The 19,242-nt window shown below is 63.4% G+C and carries 20 protein-coding genes; 10 read left to right on the forward strand and 10 right to left on the reverse strand.

The window, feature by feature from the left end; genetic code table 11:
* Positions 1–35: 35 nt before the first annotated feature.
* Both dapE and NKH17_RS26060 read left to right on the forward strand, forming a co-directional pair.
* Positions 36–1,235, forward strand: coding sequence for a succinyl-diaminopimelate desuccinylase (gene dapE, locus NKH17_RS26055; RefSeq protein ID WP_352899521.1), 1,200 nt, complete (start codon positions 36–38; stop codon positions 1,233–1,235).
* A gap of 2 nt (positions 1,236–1,237) precedes the next feature.
* On the forward strand, positions 1,238–1,846 hold the full coding sequence (locus NKH17_RS26060) for a transporter (protein ID WP_254815875.1): 609 nt from the start codon (positions 1,238–1,240) through the stop codon (positions 1,844–1,846).
* Here the strand turns inward: NKH17_RS26060 and truA are convergent.
* Genes truA through def form a run of 4 tightly spaced genes read right to left on the reverse strand, consistent with a single transcriptional unit; the run spans position 1,828 to position 4,584 of the window.
* Positions 1,828–2,583, reverse strand: a complete 756-nt coding sequence (gene truA / locus NKH17_RS26065) for a tRNA pseudouridine(38-40) synthase TruA (RefSeq protein WP_352477029.1) — start codon at positions 2,581–2,583, stop codon at positions 1,828–1,830. The genes NKH17_RS26060 and truA overlap by 19 nt on opposite strands.
* A gap of 18 nt (positions 2,584–2,601) precedes the next feature.
* Positions 2,602–3,111, reverse strand: a complete 510-nt coding sequence (locus NKH17_RS26070; protein ID WP_254815873.1) for a GNAT family N-acetyltransferase — start codon at positions 3,109–3,111, stop codon at positions 2,602–2,604.
* On the reverse strand, positions 3,108–4,037 hold the full coding sequence (gene fmt / locus NKH17_RS26075; protein WP_352477102.1) for a methionyl-tRNA formyltransferase: 930 nt from the start codon (positions 4,035–4,037) through the stop codon (positions 3,108–3,110). The genes NKH17_RS26070 and fmt overlap by 4 nt, the downstream gene beginning before the upstream one ends.
* Before the next feature lie 16 nt (positions 4,038–4,053).
* Positions 4,054–4,584, reverse strand: a complete 531-nt coding sequence (gene def, locus NKH17_RS26080; RefSeq protein WP_352477028.1) for a peptide deformylase — start codon at positions 4,582–4,584, stop codon at positions 4,054–4,056.
* A 103-nt stretch (positions 4,585–4,687) separates the two neighbouring features.
* On the opposite strand from def, the gene NKH17_RS26085 reads away from it, so the two are divergent.
* A complete protein-coding gene (locus NKH17_RS26085; protein ID WP_352477027.1) occupies positions 4,688–5,950 on the forward strand; it encodes a DNA recombination protein RmuC in 1,263 nt (420 codons plus the stop codon).
* Positions 5,951–5,995: 45 nt separating this feature from the next.
* On the opposite strand, the gene NKH17_RS26090 is transcribed toward NKH17_RS26085, so the two are convergent.
* From NKH17_RS26090 to NKH17_RS26100, 3 genes are all read right to left on the reverse strand, one after another.
* Positions 5,996–6,400: a GFA family protein gene (locus NKH17_RS26090; RefSeq protein WP_352477026.1), complete on the reverse strand. Its 405-nt coding sequence runs from the start codon at positions 6,398–6,400 to the stop codon at positions 5,996–5,998.
* A 79-nt stretch (positions 6,401–6,479) separates the two neighbouring features.
* The gene (locus NKH17_RS26095) at positions 6,480–7,445 is read right to left on the reverse strand and encodes a cation diffusion facilitator family transporter (protein WP_352477025.1); all 966 of its coding nucleotides are present in this window, start codon (positions 7,443–7,445) and stop codon (positions 6,480–6,482) included.
* 122 nt (positions 7,446–7,567) lie between these two features.
* Positions 7,568–8,377: a transglutaminase-like domain-containing protein gene (locus tag NKH17_RS26100; protein WP_254815869.1), complete on the reverse strand. Its 810-nt coding sequence runs from the start codon at positions 8,375–8,377 to the stop codon at positions 7,568–7,570.
* Positions 8,378–8,593: 216 nt separating this feature from the next.
* On the opposite strand from NKH17_RS26100, the gene NKH17_RS26105 reads away from it, so the two are divergent.
* On the forward strand, positions 8,594–8,719 hold the full coding sequence (locus NKH17_RS26105; RefSeq protein ID WP_013528464.1) for a hypothetical protein: 126 nt from the start codon (positions 8,594–8,596) through the stop codon (positions 8,717–8,719).
* Between the two features lie 169 nt (positions 8,720–8,888).
* Here NKH17_RS26105 and NKH17_RS26110 read toward each other — a convergent pair whose 3' ends face one another.
* Positions 8,889–9,317 carry a DUF6481 family protein gene (locus tag NKH17_RS26110; RefSeq protein WP_023718183.1) on the reverse strand — a complete coding sequence of 143 codons (429 nt, stop codon included), beginning with the start codon at positions 9,315–9,317 and terminating at the stop codon, positions 8,889–8,891.
* A gap of 229 nt (positions 9,318–9,546) precedes the next feature.
* Between NKH17_RS26110 and NKH17_RS26115 the strand changes: the two genes are divergently transcribed.
* The 3 genes from NKH17_RS26115 to NKH17_RS26125 all read left to right on the forward strand — a co-directional run bounded on the left by NKH17_RS26115 (position 9,547) and on the right by NKH17_RS26125 (position 13,059).
* Complete coding sequence (locus NKH17_RS26115; RefSeq protein ID WP_352972643.1) at positions 9,547–10,608, forward strand: LLM class flavin-dependent oxidoreductase; 1,062 nt, start codon at positions 9,547–9,549, stop codon at positions 10,606–10,608.
* A gap of 133 nt (positions 10,609–10,741) precedes the next feature.
* Positions 10,742–11,902 (forward strand): AI-2E family transporter, encoded by a 1,161-nt coding sequence (locus tag NKH17_RS26120; protein ID WP_352477022.1) that lies wholly within the window; start codon positions 10,742–10,744, stop codon positions 11,900–11,902.
* A 155-nt stretch (positions 11,903–12,057) separates the two neighbouring features.
* A complete protein-coding gene (locus tag NKH17_RS26125; protein ID WP_254815866.1) occupies positions 12,058–13,059 on the forward strand; it encodes an LLM class flavin-dependent oxidoreductase in 1,002 nt (333 codons plus the stop codon).
* A gap of 155 nt (positions 13,060–13,214) precedes the next feature.
* Here the strand turns inward: NKH17_RS26125 and NKH17_RS26130 are convergent, their stop codons facing one another.
* Positions 13,215–13,838 (reverse strand): L,D-transpeptidase, encoded by a 624-nt coding sequence (locus NKH17_RS26130; protein WP_352477021.1) that lies wholly within the window; start codon positions 13,836–13,838, stop codon positions 13,215–13,217.
* Positions 13,839–14,086: 248 nt separating this feature from the next.
* Positions 14,087–15,106 carry a LacI family DNA-binding transcriptional regulator gene (locus tag NKH17_RS26135; RefSeq protein WP_254815864.1) on the reverse strand — a complete coding sequence of 340 codons (1,020 nt, stop codon included), beginning with the start codon at positions 15,104–15,106 and terminating at the stop codon, positions 14,087–14,089.
* Between the two features lie 217 nt (positions 15,107–15,323).
* Between NKH17_RS26135 and NKH17_RS26140 the strand changes: the two genes are divergently transcribed.
* The 3 genes from NKH17_RS26140 to NKH17_RS26150 are packed head-to-tail and all read left to right on the forward strand — an operon-like array spanning position 15,324 to position 19,179.
* Positions 15,324–16,907 (forward strand): sugar ABC transporter ATP-binding protein, encoded by a 1,584-nt coding sequence (locus tag NKH17_RS26140; protein WP_352808102.1) that lies wholly within the window; start codon positions 15,324–15,326, stop codon positions 16,905–16,907.
* Positions 16,904–18,217 (forward strand): ABC transporter permease, encoded by a 1,314-nt coding sequence (locus NKH17_RS26145; protein ID WP_352477019.1) that lies wholly within the window; start codon positions 16,904–16,906, stop codon positions 18,215–18,217. The genes NKH17_RS26140 and NKH17_RS26145 overlap by 4 nt, the downstream gene beginning before the upstream one ends.
* Complete coding sequence (locus tag NKH17_RS26150; protein ID WP_254815861.1) at positions 18,214–19,179, forward strand: substrate-binding domain-containing protein; 966 nt, start codon at positions 18,214–18,216, stop codon at positions 19,177–19,179. The genes NKH17_RS26145 and NKH17_RS26150 overlap by 4 nt, the downstream gene beginning before the upstream one ends.
* Positions 19,180–19,242: the final 63 nt, after the last annotated feature.

Consider the following 19,242-nt stretch of genomic DNA (forward strand, 5'->3'; position numbering starts at 1 on the left):
GACAGTCCCTGCGCTTTCGACTATCGCTTTTGCCCATGACGCTGCCTACCGATCCGACCAGAAATCTGGCTGCTCTCATCCGCTGCGCTTCCGTGACGCCCGCCGAAGGCGGTGCGCTGAGCGCGCTGGAAGAAATGTTGAAGCCGCTCGGCTTTGCCGTCGAGCGCCCGGTGTTTTCCGAATCCGGCACACCTGACATAGAGAACCTTTACGCGCGGCGTTCCGGCAACGGCCCGCATCTGATGTTTGCCGGCCATACCGATGTCGTGCCGGTGGGCGATGAAACAGCCTGGACGCACCCCCCCTTTGCCGCCGACATCGCCCATGGCGAGATGTTCGGCCGCGGCGCCGTCGACATGAAGGGCGGCATTGCTTGTTTCGTCGCGGCGGTAGCGCGACACATCGCGCAGAAGGGCGGCCCGAAGGGGTCGGTCTCGCTGCTGATAACCGGCGATGAGGAAGGTCCGGCGATCAACGGCACGACGAAACTGCTCGAATGGGCGGCCGCCAAAGGCGAGAAATGGCATGCTGCGATCGTCGGCGAGCCGACCAATCCCGACGTGCTCGGCGATATGATCAAGATCGGCCGGCGCGGCTCGCTATCGGGCACGGTCGTCGTCAACGGCCGCCAGGGACACGCCGCCTATCCGCAGCTGGCCGACAACCCGGTGCGCGGCCTGGTGACGCTGGTCGACGCCTTGCTTCACCCCGTCTTCGACAACGGAACAAGGGATTTCCAGCCGACCAATCTTGAGGTGACCTCCATCGATGTCGGCAATCCTGCCACCAACGTCATCCCGGCGAAGGCGGCGGCTACCTTCAATATTCGCTTCAACGACACATGGACCGCCGAGACGATCCAGGCCGAGATCCACAACCGCCTCGACCGGGCGGCGAAACGCAAGAAATACCGCGCCGGCAAGGCGACGCCCGTCGACTACGAGATCGCTTGGCGCGACGGACCGAGCCACGTTTTTCTGACACGCGACGACAGGTTGATCGAGACGCTTGGCGGCTCGATCAAGGCGGTGACCGGCAGGAAGCCTGCGCTCTCCACCTCCGGCGGCACCTCCGATGCCCGCTTCATCAAGGATTATTGTCCGGTGGTCGAATTCGGCCTTGTCGGCAAGACCATGCACATGGTCGACGAACGCGTGGCGATTGCCGACCTCGAGACGCTGACGCAGATTTATCTGCGCTTCGTTGAAGACTGGTTTGCGCAGGACATATCCTAGTGATGCTTTCAGCGGATGAAACCTACGCTTCGCTTGCCGGTGCCTGGCGGCTGATGCTCGGCAAGGCCGACGGATTTCGCCTGCTCGACCTTTCGGCGGACGGATTCTGGAACTCCTTTTTTGCCATCGTCGTCGCGGCGCCGGCACTGATCGTCGGCTGGGTCGGTATTGCCAACGAGATCGGCGACCCCAACGCATTCGTCGGCCGTTTCAGCATGTTGATCCGCCTGGCCACCGTCGATATCGGCGCCTGGGTGCTGCCGCTCATAGGCCTCGCGCTGGTGGCGCCGCGGGTCGGCGTCGGCGGCCGTTTCGTCCATTATGTCGTGGCCAGCAACTGGGCCTCGGCGATCATCGCCTGGATGATGCTGCCATCGGCGTTGATCCGGCTTTTCCTGACGTCGGCCAACGAAGTCTCCGGACTCGTGTCGCTGCTGTTGTTCGCGCTGTCGATGGTCTTGACCTGGCGGATGACCAACGTTGCGATCGGCAGGGGTGCGGCCGTCGGCAGCGCCGTTTTTGCCGGCATGTTCGTGGCCTCGCTGATCGTCCTGTTCGGACTGCAGGCGCTGCTCGGGATCAGCGTTCCGGATCAGCCAGGCGTCGGATAGTCGACGCCGACGAGAAACAGCCCGTCGGGCGGCGCCACCTGACCGCAGGCCGCACGGTCGCGCGCCTCAAGCGCCGCCTTGAGGTCGGCAACAGTCCAGCCGCCTTCGCCGACGCGTTTGAGCGAGCCGACCATAGAGCGCACCTGGTTGTGCAGGAATGAGCGCGCCGAAGCGCGGACCTCAATGAAATCGCCCGCCCGGCTGACATCCAGCCGGTCGAGTGTGCGGACCGGGCTGGAGGCTTGGCACTGGGTCGAGCGGAAGGTGGTGAAATCATGCCGGCCAAGCAGCACCTTTGCCGCTTCGTGCATGGCCCCGGCATCGAGCTGCTTCGGTACCCACCAGATCTTGCCCTTGTCGAGCGCCGCCGGCGCGCGGCGATTGACGATGCGGTAGAGGTAATGGCGGCCGATCGCCGAGAAACGCGCATCGAAACCATCCGGCACGGAGGCGGCCTTCAGGATGGCGATGCGCACCTTGGCCGCCTGCAGATGCGCGTTGACGGCGTCGCGCACCTTGTCGCCGGGCCATGCCTTGATCAGATCGACATGCGCCACCTGAGCGGTCGCATGGACGCCGGCATCGGTGCGGCCGGCGGCGCGCAGCGAAACCTGCTCGCCACAGAACTTCTCGATCGCCTGCTCGATCGCCTGCTGCACCGAAGGCTGGTTGGCCTGGCGCTGCCAGCCGGCGAAGAGACTGCCGTCATATTCGATGTCGAGGCGAAAACGCGGCATTCCCGGATCGAAGCGAAATCAGGCGGCGAGGGCTGAGCCGAAGGCCGAGGCGTAGACCAGCCTGCCGGTCTCCGGCGCCTCGCCCCAGGCAAGCGCCTGCAAAGCCTCGCTTTGGTACTCGCTCTCGAACTTCGCTGCACGGGCGCGGCTGTAACCGAAACGTCCATAGTAAGCGGGATCGCCGAGCACCACGGCGAGCGTCTCGCCAGCAGCCTTCAGGCGGATATGCGCCTCGCGGACCAGCGCACCGCCGATGCCGGTGCCGTGGAACGACGGCTCGACCGCCAAAGGAGCCAAAGCCACCGCCGGGAAGCTCTTGCCGCCATTCTGCACGAAAAGCCGTGAAAACAGGATATGCCCGACCACTTGCCCGTCTTCATCCGCCACCAGTTCGACGACGGCATCACCGCCGGTGACCAGCGCGTCGACCAGTCCGGCCTCCGTCTGCTGGCCGAATGCGTGTTCTTCGACAAGGCGGATCGCCTCGCGGTCCCGCGGCGTCGCCGCGCGTATGGACATCATGCTCATGACAATTTCATTCCTTTTTCGAGCTTGGCCCCGCGCAGAAACTCCTGCGCGGCTATGGGCCTTGCGCCCGCACGTTGAACTTCGACCAGCCTGATCGCGCCTGACCCGCAGGCGACCGTCAGCCGGTCATCGAGAATTCCTCCCGGTTCGCCGGCGCCTTGCGAGAGCGTCGAGCGAAGCAGTTTCAGCCGTTCTACACGGCCGCCGATTTCGGCCTCGCACCATGCACCGGGAAAGGGCGACAGGCCGCGAATCTGGTTGTGCACGTCGCCAGCAGGTCGCAGCCAGGCTATGCGAGTCTCCGATTTATCGATTTTCTTGGCGTAGGTCACCCCCACCTCCGCCTGTGTGGTAAATGTCAGCGTATTTCGCTCCAGCCGCTCCAGCGCTTGCACCATCAGCGCAGCACCGAGGGCCATCAGCCGGTCGTGCAGATCGCCGGCCGTCATGTCGGGTCCAATGGGACATTTTTCAACCATTGCCACCGGCCCGGTGTCGAGGCCTTCCTCCATCCGCATCACCATCATGCCCGTTTCGGTGTCGCCGGCCATGATGGCGCGCTGGATAGGGGCAGCGCCGCGCCAGCGCGGCAACAACGATGCGTGGCCATTGAGGCAACCGAGCCGCGGCGCCTCGAGAATGGGTTTGGGCAGAAGCAATCCGTAGGCGACGACCACGGCGACGTCGGCGTGCAAGGCGCGGAACGCCTCCTGCTCCGCCTCGCCCTTCAGCGACACCGGCGTCCGCACCTCGACGCCCAACTGATCCGCCTCGCGCTGCACCGGCGACGGCGTCAACTCGAGCCCGCGCCGGCCGCCGGCGCGCGGCGGCTGCGTGTAGACGGCGGTCAACCCGTGCCCGGCCCCGGCAATCGCCCGCAGCGTCGGCACGGAGAATTCGGGCGTACCCATGAAGATGACACGCAGGGGCATTCGTCGACCCCTATCCCACCATCTTGCCCGGCGCCTTGTCCCTGGCGAGCTTTTTGAACTTCTTGACCACCATGTCCCGCTTCAGTTTTGAGATGTGGTCGATGAACAGCACGCCGTTGAGATGGTCGATCTCGTGCTGCAGGCAGGTCGCCATCAGCCCCTCGGCCTCGATCTCCTGCAGCTTGCCGTCGCGATCGAGATACTTCACCCGCACCGCGGCGGGGCGCTCGACTTCGGCATAGTAATCGGGGATCGACAGGCAGCCTTCCTCATAGACCGAACGCTGGTCGGAGCTTTCAAGGATTTCGGGATTGATGAAGACGTGCGGTGCCGGCGTCTCGTCCTCCTTGGCGAGGTCGATCACCAGCATGCGCAAGGGTTCGCCGACCTGGATCGCTGCGAGGCCGATGCCGGGCGCGTCATACATAGTGTCCAGCATGTCGCCGGCCAGTTTGCGCAAATCGCCATCGACACGCTCGACCGGTTTTGAAACCTGGCGCAGGACGGGATCGGGGAGGATGATAAGAGGCTTGATCGACATGGCGTCTCACCTAAGACCTCGCAGGAAAAGCGTCAACCGGGACGGGGTCGGGTCGTTCACGTTTTGATCTGTGCCGGCAGACCGAATCATCTATGCTGTTGGCATGAACGATCTGGCCACCATCCTGTCCGAACCTGTCGCCCGCCTCGGCGCCACCACGCTCACGCTCGGCCAAGCCCTGGGTTTCGGCGCAATGCTGTTCCTTGGACTGTTCGTGGCGCTCGTCGTTGCGCTCTGGCGATCGGCCAAGGCGCGTGCAGTGGCGGCCGCCGAAGCCGCCGACCACGCCCGTGACGCCGAGGTGCGGATGGCCGGCATCTTGGCAAGCCAGGCGGAAATGCAGGGCCGCATGGGCGCCATCGCCGAAGTGTTCGGGGCGCGCCAGGCGGAACTGACCCAGTCGATCGGCCAGCGCCTCGATGCCATGACCGGCCGCCTGGGCCAGACCATGACCGAGCAGACGAGATCGACGCATGAGAGCCTCGCCAAGCTGCAGGAACGGCTGGCGGTTATCGATATCGCGCAAGGCAATATCCAGTCGCTGGCCGGCCAGGTCGTGCAATTGCAGGCGATCCTTTCCAACAAGCAGACGCGCGGCGCCTTCGGCCAGTCGCGCATGGAGGCCATCGTCGCCGACGGATTGCCGCACGGCGCCTATGAATTCCAGGCGACCTTGTCGAATGGGAGCCGGCCCGACTGCCTGGTGAAGATGCCGAACGGCGCGCCGTCACTTGCCATCGACGCAAAGTTTCCGCTCGAGGCGTGGAACGCCATCCGTGCCGCCGAAGGGGCCGACCTGCAGAAGTCCGCCGCACAGGCTTTCCGCCGCGACATCGAGGTGCATGTCCGCGATATTTCCGAAAAATACCTGATCCAGGGCGAGACGCAGGACACCGCCTTCATGTTCGTGCCCTCGGAATCGGTGTTCGCCGAAATCCATGAGAATTTCGAGGCCGTTGTCCAAAAGGCGCATCGATCGCGGATCGTCATCGTCTCGCCATCGCTTTTGATGCTGTCGATCCAGGTCATCCAGGCAATCCTCAAGGATGCCCGCATGCGCGAGCAGGCGCACCTGATCCAGGGCGAAGTCATCCGGCTGATGGAAGATGTTTCCCGGCTCGACGAGCGGGTGCGCAAATTGCAGACGCATTTCGGTCAATCGGCCAAGGATATCGAGGACATCCTTGTCTCGACATCGAAGGTGACCCGGCGCGGACAAAAGATCGAGGCGCTGGAGTTTGGCGTGCAGCCGGCGGAGGATACCGCTGGTTCGAATGGCAGCGGAGCAAAAGCGGAAAGCAGCGCGCGTGTCGCCGATTCGAAAACCGGGCAATTGAGGCTAAGGGTCGTCGAAGGCGACGATTGAGAGCTACGCCGGAACCGGAGGCGAGCGCTTCGCCCCGGTCTGGCGCTACTGCTCCTCGATGATGGTGGTGCCTTCGAATTCCGGCAGCCAATGCAGCGCCGAGCGATGCCAGATCTGCTTTCTCGGCACCAGTTGCTCGCGCTGCCGTGCCGTGCCGACCCTGATGCCGTAAACCTTCGGTCCCTCGCCCGCCGACGTGGCGTAGAGATGCGAGCCACACTCACCGCAAAACGCCTGGGCGCGCTTGGCGCCGCTCGAACCGGTCTTGATGTAGATTTTCGGCTTGCCCTTGGTGATCCTGTAATTGTCCTCGGACGTCGGCACGGTGACGCGAAAGGCCGTTCCGGTTAGCTTCTGACAATCGATGCAGTGACAAATGGTGGTCTTTTCCGGATCAACCTCGGCCTCGTAAGTGATGGCGCCGCAATGACACCCGCCGTCGATTTTCATCTTCGTTCCTCCCGAGCTTTTGCCTGCGATCATAGCCGGGACTGCCCGACGGCGCATCGATTTCCTCAAGCCATTTTCCTTAGGCCGGTTCTTGTCCGGATGCCCCCGCCAAGGCCTTGCTCCGGCGTTCCCAGGTGCCGGTGGTCTGAGGCTTGACGAACAGCCGCGTCACCTCCGGCATCTCCGCTTTCAGCCGCGTCTCAAGGCGTTCGACGCAGGTCTCTATCTCGGGCGCCGACAAGTGGTCCTCGAACTCGATGCTCAGAGCGGCGACGATCTCCTGCGGACCCATATGCAGCGTCAGCGCGCCATTCGCCCGCTGCACCGCCGGGTCCTGCTGGACGATGTCCAATACTTTCATTTGCACCTCGGGCGAAGCCGGCTCGCCGAGCAGCAGGCTTTTGCTTTCGCGCGCCAGGAAGATCGCGGTTGCGCCCAGGATCAGCGCGATGCCGATCGACGCGGCGCCGTCGAGCTTCGGCATGTCCAGCAGTTCCGCCGCCGATATGCCGGCGAAGGCGACAACGAGGCCGAGAAGTGCCGCGCTGTCCTCGAAGAGTACGGTGTAGACGCTCGGATCCTTGCTGAGCTGCACCGCCTCGAGCCAGCCGTGGCTGCCTTTTTGGTGGCGGAACTCCTTCAGCGCCACCAGCCAAGAGGTGCCTTCGAAGAGAAAGGAAAGGCCAAGGACAGCGTAGTTCACCTTGGCGTTGGCAATCGGCTCCGGCGTCATGATGTGCGTCACGCCTTCGTAGAACGATATGCCGGCGCCCAGTGCAAAAACGAGGAGCGCAACGATGAAGCTCCAGAAGTACAGCTCGCGGCCATGGCCGAGCGGATGCGTACGGTCGGCCGGGCGCGCGGCGCGGTGCATGCCGTAAAGCAGCAGGCTGCCATTGCCGGTATCGACGAGCGAGTGGACGCCTTCCGAGAGCATTGCCGAGCTGCCCGTGAACAAGGCAGCGGCGAATTTGGTCAGTGCGATCGCAAGATTTCCGGCGAGCGCCGCATAGATCACTTTTTTCGACCCGCCATGCGCCGCCACGGTGTGCTGCCTTGGTTGATGCACCGAGATTGGCGGAGCGCCCGCCCACGCTCCACAGCTCTCACAACGCCTGAAGCGCCGAGTTGTTCACGAGGTCAGTTATCCAAAAGGGCGGCGCGGGGCTATTCGACGACCTCGTCCGTCCAGACCTTGAAGCCAGCCAGCGCGCCCGGCCCGAAAATGTGGGTCAGCGGCACATCAGCGGCATCGCGCCCGGAAGCAATCAGGATGCGGCCGATGCGCGGCGCGTTGTTGCGCGGGTCGAACGCGTGCCAGCGGCCGCCGAGATAGACCTCCATCCAGGCGGCGAAATCCATGTCCGACCACGGCTTTGGCAGGCCGATGTCACTGATATAGCCGGTGCAGTAGCGGGTTGGAATATTCAGGGCGCGGCAGAAGGCAACAGCGAGGTGAGCAAAGTCGCGGCACACACCACTCTGCTCGCGATAGGCCTCGGCGGCGGTGCGCGTCGGCCGTGCATTGAAATAGTTGAAGACGATGTGGTTATGGACGAAGTCGCAGACCGCCTGGACGCGCGGAATGCCGAGCGGGGTGCTGCCGAACAGCCGCCACGCTTCATTCGACAGCACGTCGCTCTCGCAATAACGGCTGGGCAGCAGGAACAGCAGCGTCTCCGACGGCAGATCGCGCACCTCGTGCTGCCACGCCGTCAGCTCGCGCGTCTCGAAGGAGCCGGGGTCGCGGATGACCGCGTCGGTGCCGAAGGCAAAGCGCCCGGCCGGCGCAACGAGACGGTTGCACCAATTGCCGAAACTGTCGCGGTAGCTCTCGATCGGCACCGGCGGGTTCGACGTCAGGAAGTCCGGCCGCTCAAGATCGGATGCGCGCGAATAATGGACATTTAGCATCGCGATCAGCGGTGTTTCCTGCGGGAAGTCGAAGCTCATCTGGCAACCGATGTGGATCCGCATTGTCGTCCCTGACCGGCCTGCCTGATCATCAGCCGGCGAAACGCGAGGGCTGATGCTGCAGTGCGAAGAAGACCTTGGCACGGACCGCTGCGGTTTACGAGGGAATTAGAAACCGGTTGACAGCCATCGGCCAGGGCGACTGCACGGCAGCGGCCTCTTGCAGTCGAGCGCGTTCTCTTGTTTCACTTCGCCAGACATCAACTGGAGGAACGAATCATGGCTAAGGGTGCGATGAAGGCAGGCAAGGAAGCCCGCAAGCCGAAGAAGGACGCGAAGAAACCCGCTCCGGCGCCGGCCCTGAAGGCACCGCCGGTGAAGGCGATGAAGCTGAAGGACAAGTAGGGCCGTTTCGGCTTATTTCGACCGGCCGCAAACGCGGCCGGCATGATTGTTCATTAAGCTCGCGCGCGTCCCCTATCGATGCGGCGAAGACAGATTTCACGCATTCAAGAAATCGGCCGAAAGCCATCGAAACGGAGCGTTCCGATGGCTTGAATCAGTGCCGGAGGCGTTATCGCGCGGAGAAGCCGGGCGGCGTCCTGCCGGTGCGCTGCTTGCGCGCGGCATAGCGTGCGTCACGCTTGGCCTTGCGTTCGGCCTCGTCGGCAAGAAAACGGGCGATGCGCTCGTTCTCTTCAGCTTCCCGGATCTTCGCTTCGGCCTGTGCGGCCTCTTCGGCGGCGATGCGTGCCGCTTCGGCGGCTGCCTCGCGCTCGGCCTTTTCGGCCGCTTCGCGCGCCAGCTTTTCCTGCTTCAGCCTGGCCTTTTCGGCCTCGCGTATCGCGCGGGCCTCGAGGATCGCCTTGCGCTCGGCCTGTCGTGCCAGCACCGCTGGATCATCTGCCGCCGGCTTTGCCTTGAAGCGCTCCAGAAGCGCCTTCTTTGCCTCGTTCGCGGCATTGCGCCGCTCGAAAACGTCTTTTTCCCTATAGATAGCCAAGTCCACTTCCCTGAAGTCAATTTGCGAGGCTTACATACGCGTGAAAACCGAGAGTTCAAGCGCCAAAACGGTATGCCAGCCATGAAATTCTGATCTGTTGCAGCCGGGAGACGCCATTTCGATTGAATTCGGCTGAAAGGCACCCGCACTGTTCACCATCTAGGCATCTGGCGGGGCGGCGGACTGATCGCTACCTGCAGCGCCAGGACAAACGCTGGGATGACACACTATGGAACTCGGTCTCTACACTTTCGCCGACGTAAGCCCGGAACCGGGTCCCTGTGCGATCGGTGCGCACGAGCGGCTGCGCAATTTGATCGAGGAGATCGAGCTCGCCGACCAGGTCGGGGTGGACGTCTTTGGTCTCGGCGAGCACCACCGTCCCGACTACGCTGCCTCCGCTCCGGCGGTGGCACTGGCGGCGGGGGCCGAACGAACCAGGCGCATAAGGCTGACCAGCGCTGTGACCGTGCTGTCGTCCGACGATCCGGTGCGCGTCTTCCAGCAGTTTGCCACCCTCGACCTTCTGTCCGGCGGCCGGGCGGAGATCATGGCCGGGCGCGGCTCGTTCATCGAGTCGTTTCCGCTGTTCGGCTACAATCTCGAAGATTATGACGAGCTCTTTGCCGAGAAGCTCGACCTGCTGCTCGCCATCCGCGATCATGTCAGGGTGACCTGGTCGGGCAGTCTGCGCGCTCCGATCAATGATCGCGGCGTCTATCCCCGGCCCTTGCAGGACAAATTGCCGATCTGGATCGCCGTCGGTGGAACACCGCAATCCGTCGCTCGCGCCGGCGTGCTCGGGCTGCCGCTGGCGCTGGCGATCATCGGCGGGGAGCCGGCGCGGTTCGCACCGCTGTTCGACATCTACAGGGATGCAGCCAGACGCGCCGGCAACGATCCGGCAAGCCTTGCCACCAGTCTCAACGTGCACGGCTTCATCGCCGACAGCACGGACCAGGCAGCCGACGATTTTTACGGGCCGCAGGCCGAGGTGATGAACCGTATCGGCCGCGAGCGCGGCTGGGGGCCGACATCGCGGGCGCATTTCGACCAATCGCGCGGCCCAAACGGCGCGCTGTTCGTCGGCAATCCAGAACAGGTGGCCGAGAAGATCATTGCCCAGCACAGGATATTCGGCAACGACCGCTTCCTGCTGCAAATGGCGATCGGCACCATGCCGCACGCCAAGGTGATGAAGGCCATCGAACTCTACGGCACCCAGGTGGCGCCGATCGTGCGCCGGGAAACTGCGAGGGCCGTTCCCGCCGTGGCGGCACCGGTTGCCTGATTCCCAGTCACCTGATTCATTGGCAAGGCCGCGAGGCGGCCTTGCCGGTGACGCCGGCTAACGGAACCTTGAAGCGACAGAGGCGTTTTCGCCAACGGTCTGCACCAATCGCGGTGTGCCGCCGAGGGTCAGAATGAAAGCCGAACCCGCCGCTTCGGGCGCAAGCGCTGCCGAAAGCCCGGATCCGCGCGTCGAGGCACGGGCGGATGCGCATCTGATGCGTTCGCTGCTCGTCGGCATCTTCATCCTTATGGCGATCTACGCGCTTTACTTCGCCCGCGCCTTCTTCATGCCGGTCATTCTGGCTTTCCTGCTGGCGCTGACGCTGACGCCGATCGTTCGCTTCCTGCGCAAGCATGGCATGCCCGATGTCATTTCGGCGACACTGCTGGTGCTGCTTTCGTTCTGCCTCGTCGCCGTCGCGGGATATCTGCTCAGCGGCCCGGTCATCGACCTCATCAACAACACCTCCACGATCGGCCAGCAGCTTACCGAACGTCTGGCACAATTGCGCCGTCCGTTCGAACGGATCGTGGAGATTTCGCGCCAGATCGAGGGCCTGACACAGACTTCCCAGGAGCCGGGCGTTCAGAGGGTGGCGATGGCGCCATCCGGTATTCTCTCGCAGGCGGCCGGCAATGTGCTGTCGGCTGGCGTCAGCGTTACCATCGTCTTCGTCCTGTCGCTGTTCCTGCTCGCCTCGGGCACGATGTTCTATGAAAAGATCGTCCAGTCCTTCCCCAGTCTCAGCGAAAAGAAGCGGGCGCTGCGCGTCGTCTACGACGTCGAACGTGAAATCTCGCATTATCTGCTTACCGTCACGGTCATCAATACATGTCTCGGCATTGTCATCGGGCTCGGCCTTTGGGCGCTCGGCGTGCCCAACGCGCAGGTCTGGGGCGCGGCAGCGGCTCTGCTCAATTTCCTGCCTTATATCGGGGCGCTGACCACCATCACGCTGGTCACGATCATCGCGCTGATCAGCTTCGACACGATTTCCTATGCGCTGCTGGCGCCGGCCTTCGTCCTTATGTGCGATGTCGTCGAAGGCCAGTTCGTGACGCCGACGGTGGTCGGCCGCCGTCTCGAGATCAACGCTGTGGCGATCCTAATCGCCATCGCCTTCTGGTCGTGGCTGTGGGGTTTCGTCGGCGCCTTGCTGGCGGTGCCGCTGCTGGTCGTCATCAAGGTGTTCTGCGATCATTTCGACGGCCTCAGTCATGTCGGCAATTTCCTCGCGGCGCAGCATACGGCGGTGATCGAGGACGAAGAAATTCACGAGGCGAAAAAGTAGCGGCTTAAGGTCAAAAACGTCCCCCGATTGGGGCGGATCACGACCTTGCATCGGTGGCACGTCCGTTGTGCCTGCAGTGCTCAATCAACATTTTGAATTTGCCGCCTCGGCAACGGCTTCCTACATCCGTTCGGCCCACAGGAAACCCCGCGCCGATGACCGCTCTTTCCGTTCTCGACCTGTCGCCGATCGTCGAAGGCAGCAACGCTTCGCAGTCACTCGCCAATTCGCTCGATCTCGCCCGCCATGCCGAGCGGCTGGGATATAAGCGCTACTGGCTGGCTGAGCATCACAACATGCCGGGCATCGCCAGCGCCGCCACCTCGGTGGTCATTGCCCATGTGGCCGGCGGCACCAAGACGATACGCGTCGGCGCCGGCGGCATCATGCTGCCCAATCATTCGCCGCTGGTCATCGCCGAGCAATTCGGCACGCTCAACGCTCTGCATCCCGGTCGCATCGATCTCGGCCTCGGGCGGGCGCCCGGCACCGACATGGCCACGGCACGGGCGCTGCGCCGCAACCTCGATGCTGGCGCCGACAATTTCCCGCAGGACGTCGTCGAGCTGATGGGTTACTTCCAGCCGGCCGAAGACGGCCAACGCATCCGCGCGGTGCCCGGCGAGGGCGAAAAGGTGCCGATCTGGATTCTCGGTTCCAGCCTCTACGGCGCGCAGCTTGCCGCCATGCTCGGCCTGCCCTACGCCTTCGCTTCGCATTTTGCGCCGGCCGAGCTCGACCATGCGCTGGAGATCTACCGCTCGCGTTTCCAGCCTTCGGAGCAGCTCGACAGGCCCTACGTGATGCTCGGCCTCAATGTCTTCGCCGCTCCTTCCGATGCCGAGGCGCGGCTGCTGTTCACCTCGCTGCAGCAGGCCTTCGTCAATCTGCGCACCGGCCGGCCCGGCCGATTGCCGCCGCCAGTCGAAGGATATGAGCGCGACCTCGATCCAATGGCCAAGACCATGCTCGGCCAAGCGCTTTCCTGCGCCGTCGTCGGCTCTCCCGAAACGGTCAGGCAAGGCATCGAGGCCTTCGTGCGCCGCACCGGCGCGGACGAGCTGATGGTCACAGCGCAGATTTTCGACCATGCGGCGCGGGTGCGCTCGTTCGAGATCCTGGCCGACGCTCACAAATCGCTGTCGGAAGCTGCCTGAGAGTTGGTTCGCCACTTGCCACAGTTGCGGGCGAGGCCGGCCTTGGGCAGGGAACCTCGCGAACAGGTGTGCGAAGACACAGCGAACATTTCGCGCGCTTTACGCGGAGGTTTTCGATCCTCATGCTCGTCCGTTTGCGGGAAACGCGGCGTCCATTAAATGACGATCACCTTGGTGCCGATTGTGGCGCGGTCATAGAGATCGATGATGTCCTGGTTCATGAGGCGAATGCAGCCCGCCGACACAGCTTTGCCGATGGACCACCATTCAGGGCTACCGTGCAGGCGATATCCAGTGTCACCTTTCTCGTTGAAAAGATAGAGCGCCCGCGCCCCGAGCGGGTTCATGAGTCCGCCCTCCATATGGGCCGGTATGATGCGGCCTCGCTTCTGCTCGCGCACGATCATCGCAGACGGCGCGCTCCAATCCGGCCATTCGCGCTTCCTCGCAACGTGAGCGGTGCCATGCCACTCGAAGCCCGCCTTGCCAACGCCGATTCCGTAGCGCAGCGCCTGACCGTCTCCCAACACGTAGTAGAGGAACTTCGCTCCTGTATCGACAATGATGGTGCCCGGCGCCTCTTCAGTCGCATAAGGTACTGTCTGCCGATGGAACTTTGGGTCAACCTTGTAGATCGGAACCGGCGGAACGCGAAAACCGGCGTCGGTGAGGCCGCCATAGGCCGAGGGGAAAGTCTTTAATGCGCCGCCGGTAGTGCAGCCGAAGAATACGGTCATCCCAGCAAGAACCAGCCCGATTAGGATCGATTTCACGCGCATGACTCAAGCCGGCGCCCGTGTGAACGATCAGCCGCATCTCGTCATATTCCTAATCCGACACGCTTCGATTGCCAAGATTTTCCTGACTGTCGGCTGGCTGATCGTTGGGCACTTGGCTCGATCGGCGCCGCGTCCTTCAATTGCTCGGTTTTCGAACGACGAACGCCCGTAGTGGCTGCGAATGCCCGGGTCGGCAGGACAGAGGGAGCGCTGGTCCGTCCGGCATTGCAAAGTTTCTGAACAGAGCCCTACGCGCTGACGCTCTGCGCAGTCGCACCTAGCGGACGGCATGAATTGCGGATCATCAGGCGTCCCTTGAGCGTCAGCTTGCGCGGCGGCGCATCCCTGTTTCCGGCGAGCCGGTCGAGCAGCAGATTGGCCGCCTGTTCGCCAATCGCCTGCACCGGCTGTGCGACCGTGGTCAATTGCGGCCGGAACACATCCGACCACGGAAAGTCGTCGAAGCAGGCGACCGAAATATCCTCCGGACAGGACAGGCCGATATCGCGAATGGCCTTCATCGTGCCGATCACCATCGGGTTGTTGGCCGAAAAGATGGCGCTCGGCCGGTCGTGCAGCGAAAGCAGCTGCATGGTGGCGTTGTAGCCGTCGACTTCATGGAAGTTGCCGAAGCGGACGAGCTCGGGCTCGGCCGGCAGGCCGGCGGCCTGGAGGGCCTCGCGGTATCCCGCCATGCGGTCGTGCATCGGCGAGATATCGAAAGAGCCGGAGATGTAGCCGATGCGCCGATGGCCGAGATCGATCAGGTAGGTGATGGCGTCGAACACCGCGCGCTGATTGTCGAGAACGACGGCATCGGTATCGACACCCTGGCAAACACGGTCGAGCAGCACGACCGGCACATTGGCGTCGTCGACAATCCGTTTGAGGATCGCGCCGTCGCCGACACGCGCGACGATCAGTCCGTCGACCATGCGGTCGAGCAGCAATCTGATCTGGTCGTCCTGCGTGTTCAGGTGCTCGTCGGTGCAGCACAGCATGACGGCGTAGCCGGCCCTGTCGAAAGCCTGCTGGATGACCGAAACCACGTCGGTGAAGAACGGATTGGTGATGTGGGGGACGGTGAGCCCGATGGTGCGTGTGGTGCCCATCTTCAGGCTGCGGGCGATGGCGTTGCGCTTATAGCCGATGTCGCGGATCGCCTGTTCGATGCGCTGGCTGAGCTCGGGGCTGACGGTCGCGGTGCCGTTGATCAGCGCCGATACGGTGGCCACGGAAACACGCGCGGCCTCGGCCACGTGAAGCATGGTCGGAGCAGTGAACTTGCGCTGCTTTTTTCGTCCTGACACTGTCATTTTCGAAACGTTTCACCACTCCACGGCAGCAATACGTACGGAATCTTACGATTTTGTGCAAGAATTGAAATGGATCAATCTCGGACTCCAGATATTGCCTTGACATGATCGAAACGTTTAGATTAGCGTTTGAGGTGTTCGGTGACGGCGGAGGGAGGCCGTCCTTGTGATGCAGCACGGCAATTCCATCCCTGCGCAAGGCGTTATGGCGGACGGCTCGGCTATCGTGCTGAGCGCCGAGCACATCTCCAAGTCCTTCGGTGGCATCGCCGCGCTTGTCGATGTCGATTTCGAACTGCGGCGCGGCGAGGTCCATGCGCTGATGGGCGAGAACGGCGCCGGCAAGTCGACGCTGATGAAGATCCTGTCCGGCGTCTATACGGACTATAACGGAACGGTCAGTATCGATGGCGATGCGGTGCGCTTTGCCGGCGTCCGCGAAGCCGAGCGCGCCGGCATCGCCATCATCCACCAGGAGCTGAATCTCGTCCCCGAACTCAGCGTCGCCGACAATATCTTTCTCGGCCGCGAGAAGCTGATCGCCGGGCTGATCGTCGACCGCAAGGCGAGCAGCCGCGCTGCCGGCGCGCTGCTGCAAAGGCTCGGCATCGAGCTCGATCCGGATGCGCGCGTCGGTGCCTTGCGCGTCGGCGAACAGCAACTGGTCGAGATCGCCAAGGCGCTGTCGATGTCGGCACGCATTCTGATCATGGACGAGCCGACCTCGGCGCTTTCGCCAGCCGAATGCCAGCGGCTGTTCCGCATCATCCGCCAGCTCGCCGACAGCGGCGTGGCGATCGTCTACATTTCGCACCGCATCGACGAAGTCATGCATCTGGCCAGCCGGGTCACCGTGCTCCGCGATGGACGCCACGTCCTGACGCGGGCGATGGACCAGCTCGACGAAGACGCCATAATTTCGGCGATGGTCGGGCGAAACCTGCTTGCTTCCTCCCAGGAGCACCGCATCCCCGGCGTCAACACCGTCCTTTCCGTAAGCGAGCTGTCGCTGTCGAAGCCCAATCGCCATGGCTGGCGCACCGTGCTCGACGGCGTCAGTTTCGATCTTGCCGCAGGTGAAATCCTGGGTATCGGCGGGCTGCTGGGCTCGGGCCGGACCGAAATCCTGGAAACCATCTTCGGGTCCAGCGGCGGACGTGCCGGCGGTGAGATCAGGCTCGATGGCGAGGTGGTAGAAATCCGTTCGCCGCGCGATGCGCGCCGGCTCGGCATCGCCCTGGTCACGGAAGACCGCAAGACGCAAGGCCTGCATCTCGAGGCCTCGATCACCGACAATGTCGCGCTGCCGCTGGTCGGTGCGCTGGCGCGGTTCGGCCTGCGCTCGCTGGCTGGTGAGCAAGGGCTGGCACGGGACGCCGTCAAGGCGCTCGGCATTCGCTGCGAGACCGTCGAGCAGCCGGCCGGCACGCTGTCCGGTGGCAACCAGCAGAAGGTCGTCATTGGCAAATGGCTGGCGACGAGGCCGCGGGTGCTGCTGCTCGACGAGCCGACGCGCGGCATCGATGTCGGCGCCAAGCGGGAAATCTACGATCTCATCGTCAAGCTGGCGCGAGACGGGCTGGCGATCGCGGTCATCAGCTCGGAATTGCCGGAGCTGCTGCATCTTTCCGACCGTATCCTGGTCATGGCCGACGGCCGCCAGACGGGAATCCTGTCCCGCGCGCAAGCCAGCGAGGAGGCCATCATGCGGCTTGCGGCGCCGCGACGGACGATGACGAGGCCTGCCGCATGAGCATTTTGCATATCCTGTCCCGGACGAAGCTCTATTGGGGCCTGATCGCCATCTTCCTGATCGGCGTGCTCGGCTCGCCGATCAGCTCCAAGGGCAACAACATTTTCCTGTCCTACGGCAACCTGCTCGACGTGCTGCGCCAGGTGTCGACCACGGGCCTGATTGCCACCGGCATGACGGCCGTGATCATTACCGGCGGTATCGACCTTTCCGTCGGCTCGCTGATGGCGATCTGTACGGTGGTCTGTGCCATGCTGCTGACGGTCCCCGGCGTGACGCCGGCGGTGGTGCTTGGGGTGCCGACAGTTGCCGTGGCAGCCCTTTGCCTCGGCATTCTCGTCACTCGTTTCATCCTGCTGAACGTCGAAAAATCCCGTGCCGGCGCGCAGGCGACGCACGACATCAGGCTGGACAGCGTTCGCGGGCTGGTGACGCCCGGCATTGTCGGGGTGATCCTGTGCAGTCTGGTGCTGTGGTTCCTGCTGCCGCAGGTAGGCTCAAAATTCGGCGTGCTCGGCGTGCTGCTGGTGGCGCCTTGCGTCGGCCTGCTGTTCGGCGCGCTCAACGGCTTCATCATCGTCGCGGGGCGGCTGCAGCCCTTCATCGTGACGCTGGCGATGATGGTTACTGCGCTCGGCATCGCCCGGCTGACAGCCGGCCAGAACAATGCGGTGCTGCCGGTCTATACCGGCTCGAACGCCACGGCCGATTTCGAAATGCTGCGCTCGCTGGTATTCGGCGTGATCCCGATGCCGGGCCTGTTCTTCCTCGGCGCCATCCTGATCTACGGCGCCGTGCTGCGCTTCACCCCGTTCGGCCGCTATGTCTATGCAATCGGCGGCAATGAGGAGGCGGCGCGGCTGTCGGGCATCGCCGCAGGCCGCGTGAAGATCGCCACCTATGCCGTGTCAGGGCTGCTGGCCGGCATCGCGGCGGTGCTCTATGTCGCGCAGTACCGGCAAGGCAAGCCGGACGCCGGCGCCGGCCTGGAGCTCGACGCGATTGCCGCCGTGGTCATCGGCGGCACCAGCCTGATGGGCGGACGCGGCAGCCTCACCGGGACGTTCTGCGGCGTGCTGATCTTCGGGCTGCTCTCCAACATCCTGCAGCTGCACAACATCAATTCGAACCTTCAGCTGGTGCTGAAGGGGATGATCATCATCGGTACCGTGCTCGTACAGGAGCGCAATGCCGGTGATCTTCTCTTCTATCTGCGGCTGCCCGGTGGGCAAGCGCACAAGGAAACGGCCGCGGCAAAGCGGCCGTCGCAAGAGACCGCGTCTCTGAATATTGGAGGAAACAAGAAATGAAACGACGTGAATTGTTGAAGCTCGCCGGGCTGACAGCGGCACTCCTGACCACGACCGCCATGCTTGCCGGCGGCGCCCATGCGCAGGACAAGAAGTGGAAGATCGGCTTCTCGCAGGTGACGACCATCGAACCCTGGCGGGCTCAGTTCAACAAGGACATCCTGGCCGAAGCGGCCAAGCATCCGGAAGTCGAACTGATCATCACCGACGGCGAGGACAAGACCGAGAAGCAGGTGGCCGACGTCGAGAACCTGATCCGTCAGGAGGTCGATGCGCTCTTGGTATCGCCGAAAGAATCCGCCGGTCTGACCGGTGTCGTGCAGCAGGCGATCGATGCGAAGATCCCGGTCTTCGTGCTCGACCGCAACGTCGAAACCAATGACTACACGCAGTTCGTCGGTGGCGACAACAAGCTGATCGGCCGGGCTGCCGGTGAATATGCCGTCGAGCTGCTTGGGGGCAAGGGCAAGGCCGCCGGCAACGTCGTCGAGATCTGGGGCGGCATGGGCACCCAGCCGGCACACGATCGCCATGACGGCTTCCATGAATTCACCGACAAGGAGCCGGGCATAAAATATCTGCTCGACCAGCAGTCGGGCGACTGGAAGCAGGACCAGGCCTACAACATCATGGCGACCGCGTTGCGCAACAACGAGAAGATCGATCTTGTCTACGGCCATAATGATCCGATGGCCTATGGTGCCTATCTTGCCGCCAAGGACGTCGGACGTGAGAAGGACATCAAGTTCATCGGCATCGACGGCCTGCCCAATGAAGGCGTGCAGCTGGTCGCCAATGGCGAACTGACGGCGACGTTCACTTATGTGACGCCGGGCGCCGAAGGGCTGCGGCAGGCGATCAAGTTCCTGAACGGGGAGAAGGTGGAAAAGACCATCACCCTGCCGACGCAGAAGATCACTAAGGAAAATGCCGCCCAGATACTGAAGGACAACGGCCTCTGAGACGAGGCCTTCCTGCCGGGCGTTCAGCGCCCGGCAGGAACAACAATCAAACGCCGGCAGGCA

The organism is Mesorhizobium sp. M1334, from assembly GCF_040317995.1.
Taxonomy (GTDB): domain Bacteria; phylum Pseudomonadota; class Alphaproteobacteria; order Rhizobiales; family Rhizobiaceae; genus Mesorhizobium.

Excerpts from the sequence above, each read along its gene's own strand:
- dapE (WP_352899521.1), top strand. The coding sequence starts at position 36 with ATGACGCTGCCTACCGATCCGACCAGAAATCTGGCTGCTCTCATCCGC.
- NKH17_RS26060 (WP_254815875.1), top strand. The coding sequence starts at position 1,238 with ATGCTTTCAGCGGATGAAACCTACGCTTCGCTTGCCGGTGCCTGGCGG.
- truA (WP_352477029.1), bottom strand. The coding sequence starts at position 2,583 with ATGCCGCGTTTTCGCCTCGACATCGAATATGACGGCAGTCTCTTCGCC.
- NKH17_RS26070 (WP_254815873.1), bottom strand. The coding sequence starts at position 3,111 with ATGAGCATGATGTCCATACGCGCGGCGACGCCGCGGGACCGCGAGGCG.
- def (WP_352477028.1), bottom strand. The coding sequence starts at position 4,584 with ATGTCGATCAAGCCTCTTATCATCCTCCCCGATCCCGTCCTGCGCCAG.
- NKH17_RS26085 (WP_352477027.1), top strand. The coding sequence starts at position 4,688 with ATGAACGATCTGGCCACCATCCTGTCCGAACCTGTCGCCCGCCTCGGC.
- NKH17_RS26090 (WP_352477026.1), bottom strand. The coding sequence starts at position 6,400 with ATGAAAATCGACGGCGGGTGTCATTGCGGCGCCATCACTTACGAGGCC.
- NKH17_RS26100 (WP_254815869.1), bottom strand. The coding sequence starts at position 8,377 with ATGCGGATCCACATCGGTTGCCAGATGAGCTTCGACTTCCCGCAGGAA.
- NKH17_RS26105 (WP_013528464.1), top strand. The coding sequence starts at position 8,594 with ATGGCTAAGGGTGCGATGAAGGCAGGCAAGGAAGCCCGCAAGCCGAAG.
- NKH17_RS26115 (WP_352972643.1), top strand. The coding sequence starts at position 9,547 with ATGGAACTCGGTCTCTACACTTTCGCCGACGTAAGCCCGGAACCGGGT.
- NKH17_RS26120 (WP_352477022.1), top strand. The coding sequence starts at position 10,742 with ATGAAAGCCGAACCCGCCGCTTCGGGCGCAAGCGCTGCCGAAAGCCCG.
- NKH17_RS26125 (WP_254815866.1), top strand. The coding sequence starts at position 12,058 with ATGACCGCTCTTTCCGTTCTCGACCTGTCGCCGATCGTCGAAGGCAGC.
- NKH17_RS26130 (WP_352477021.1), bottom strand. The coding sequence starts at position 13,838 with ATGCGCGTGAAATCGATCCTAATCGGGCTGGTTCTTGCTGGGATGACC.
- NKH17_RS26135 (WP_254815864.1), bottom strand. The coding sequence starts at position 15,106 with ATGCTTCACGTGGCCGAGGCCGCGCGTGTTTCCGTGGCCACCGTATCG.
- NKH17_RS26140 (WP_352808102.1), top strand. The coding sequence starts at position 15,324 with ATGCAGCACGGCAATTCCATCCCTGCGCAAGGCGTTATGGCGGACGGC.
- NKH17_RS26145 (WP_352477019.1), top strand. The coding sequence starts at position 16,904 with ATGAGCATTTTGCATATCCTGTCCCGGACGAAGCTCTATTGGGGCCTG.
- NKH17_RS26150 (WP_254815861.1), top strand. The coding sequence starts at position 18,214 with ATGAAACGACGTGAATTGTTGAAGCTCGCCGGGCTGACAGCGGCACTC.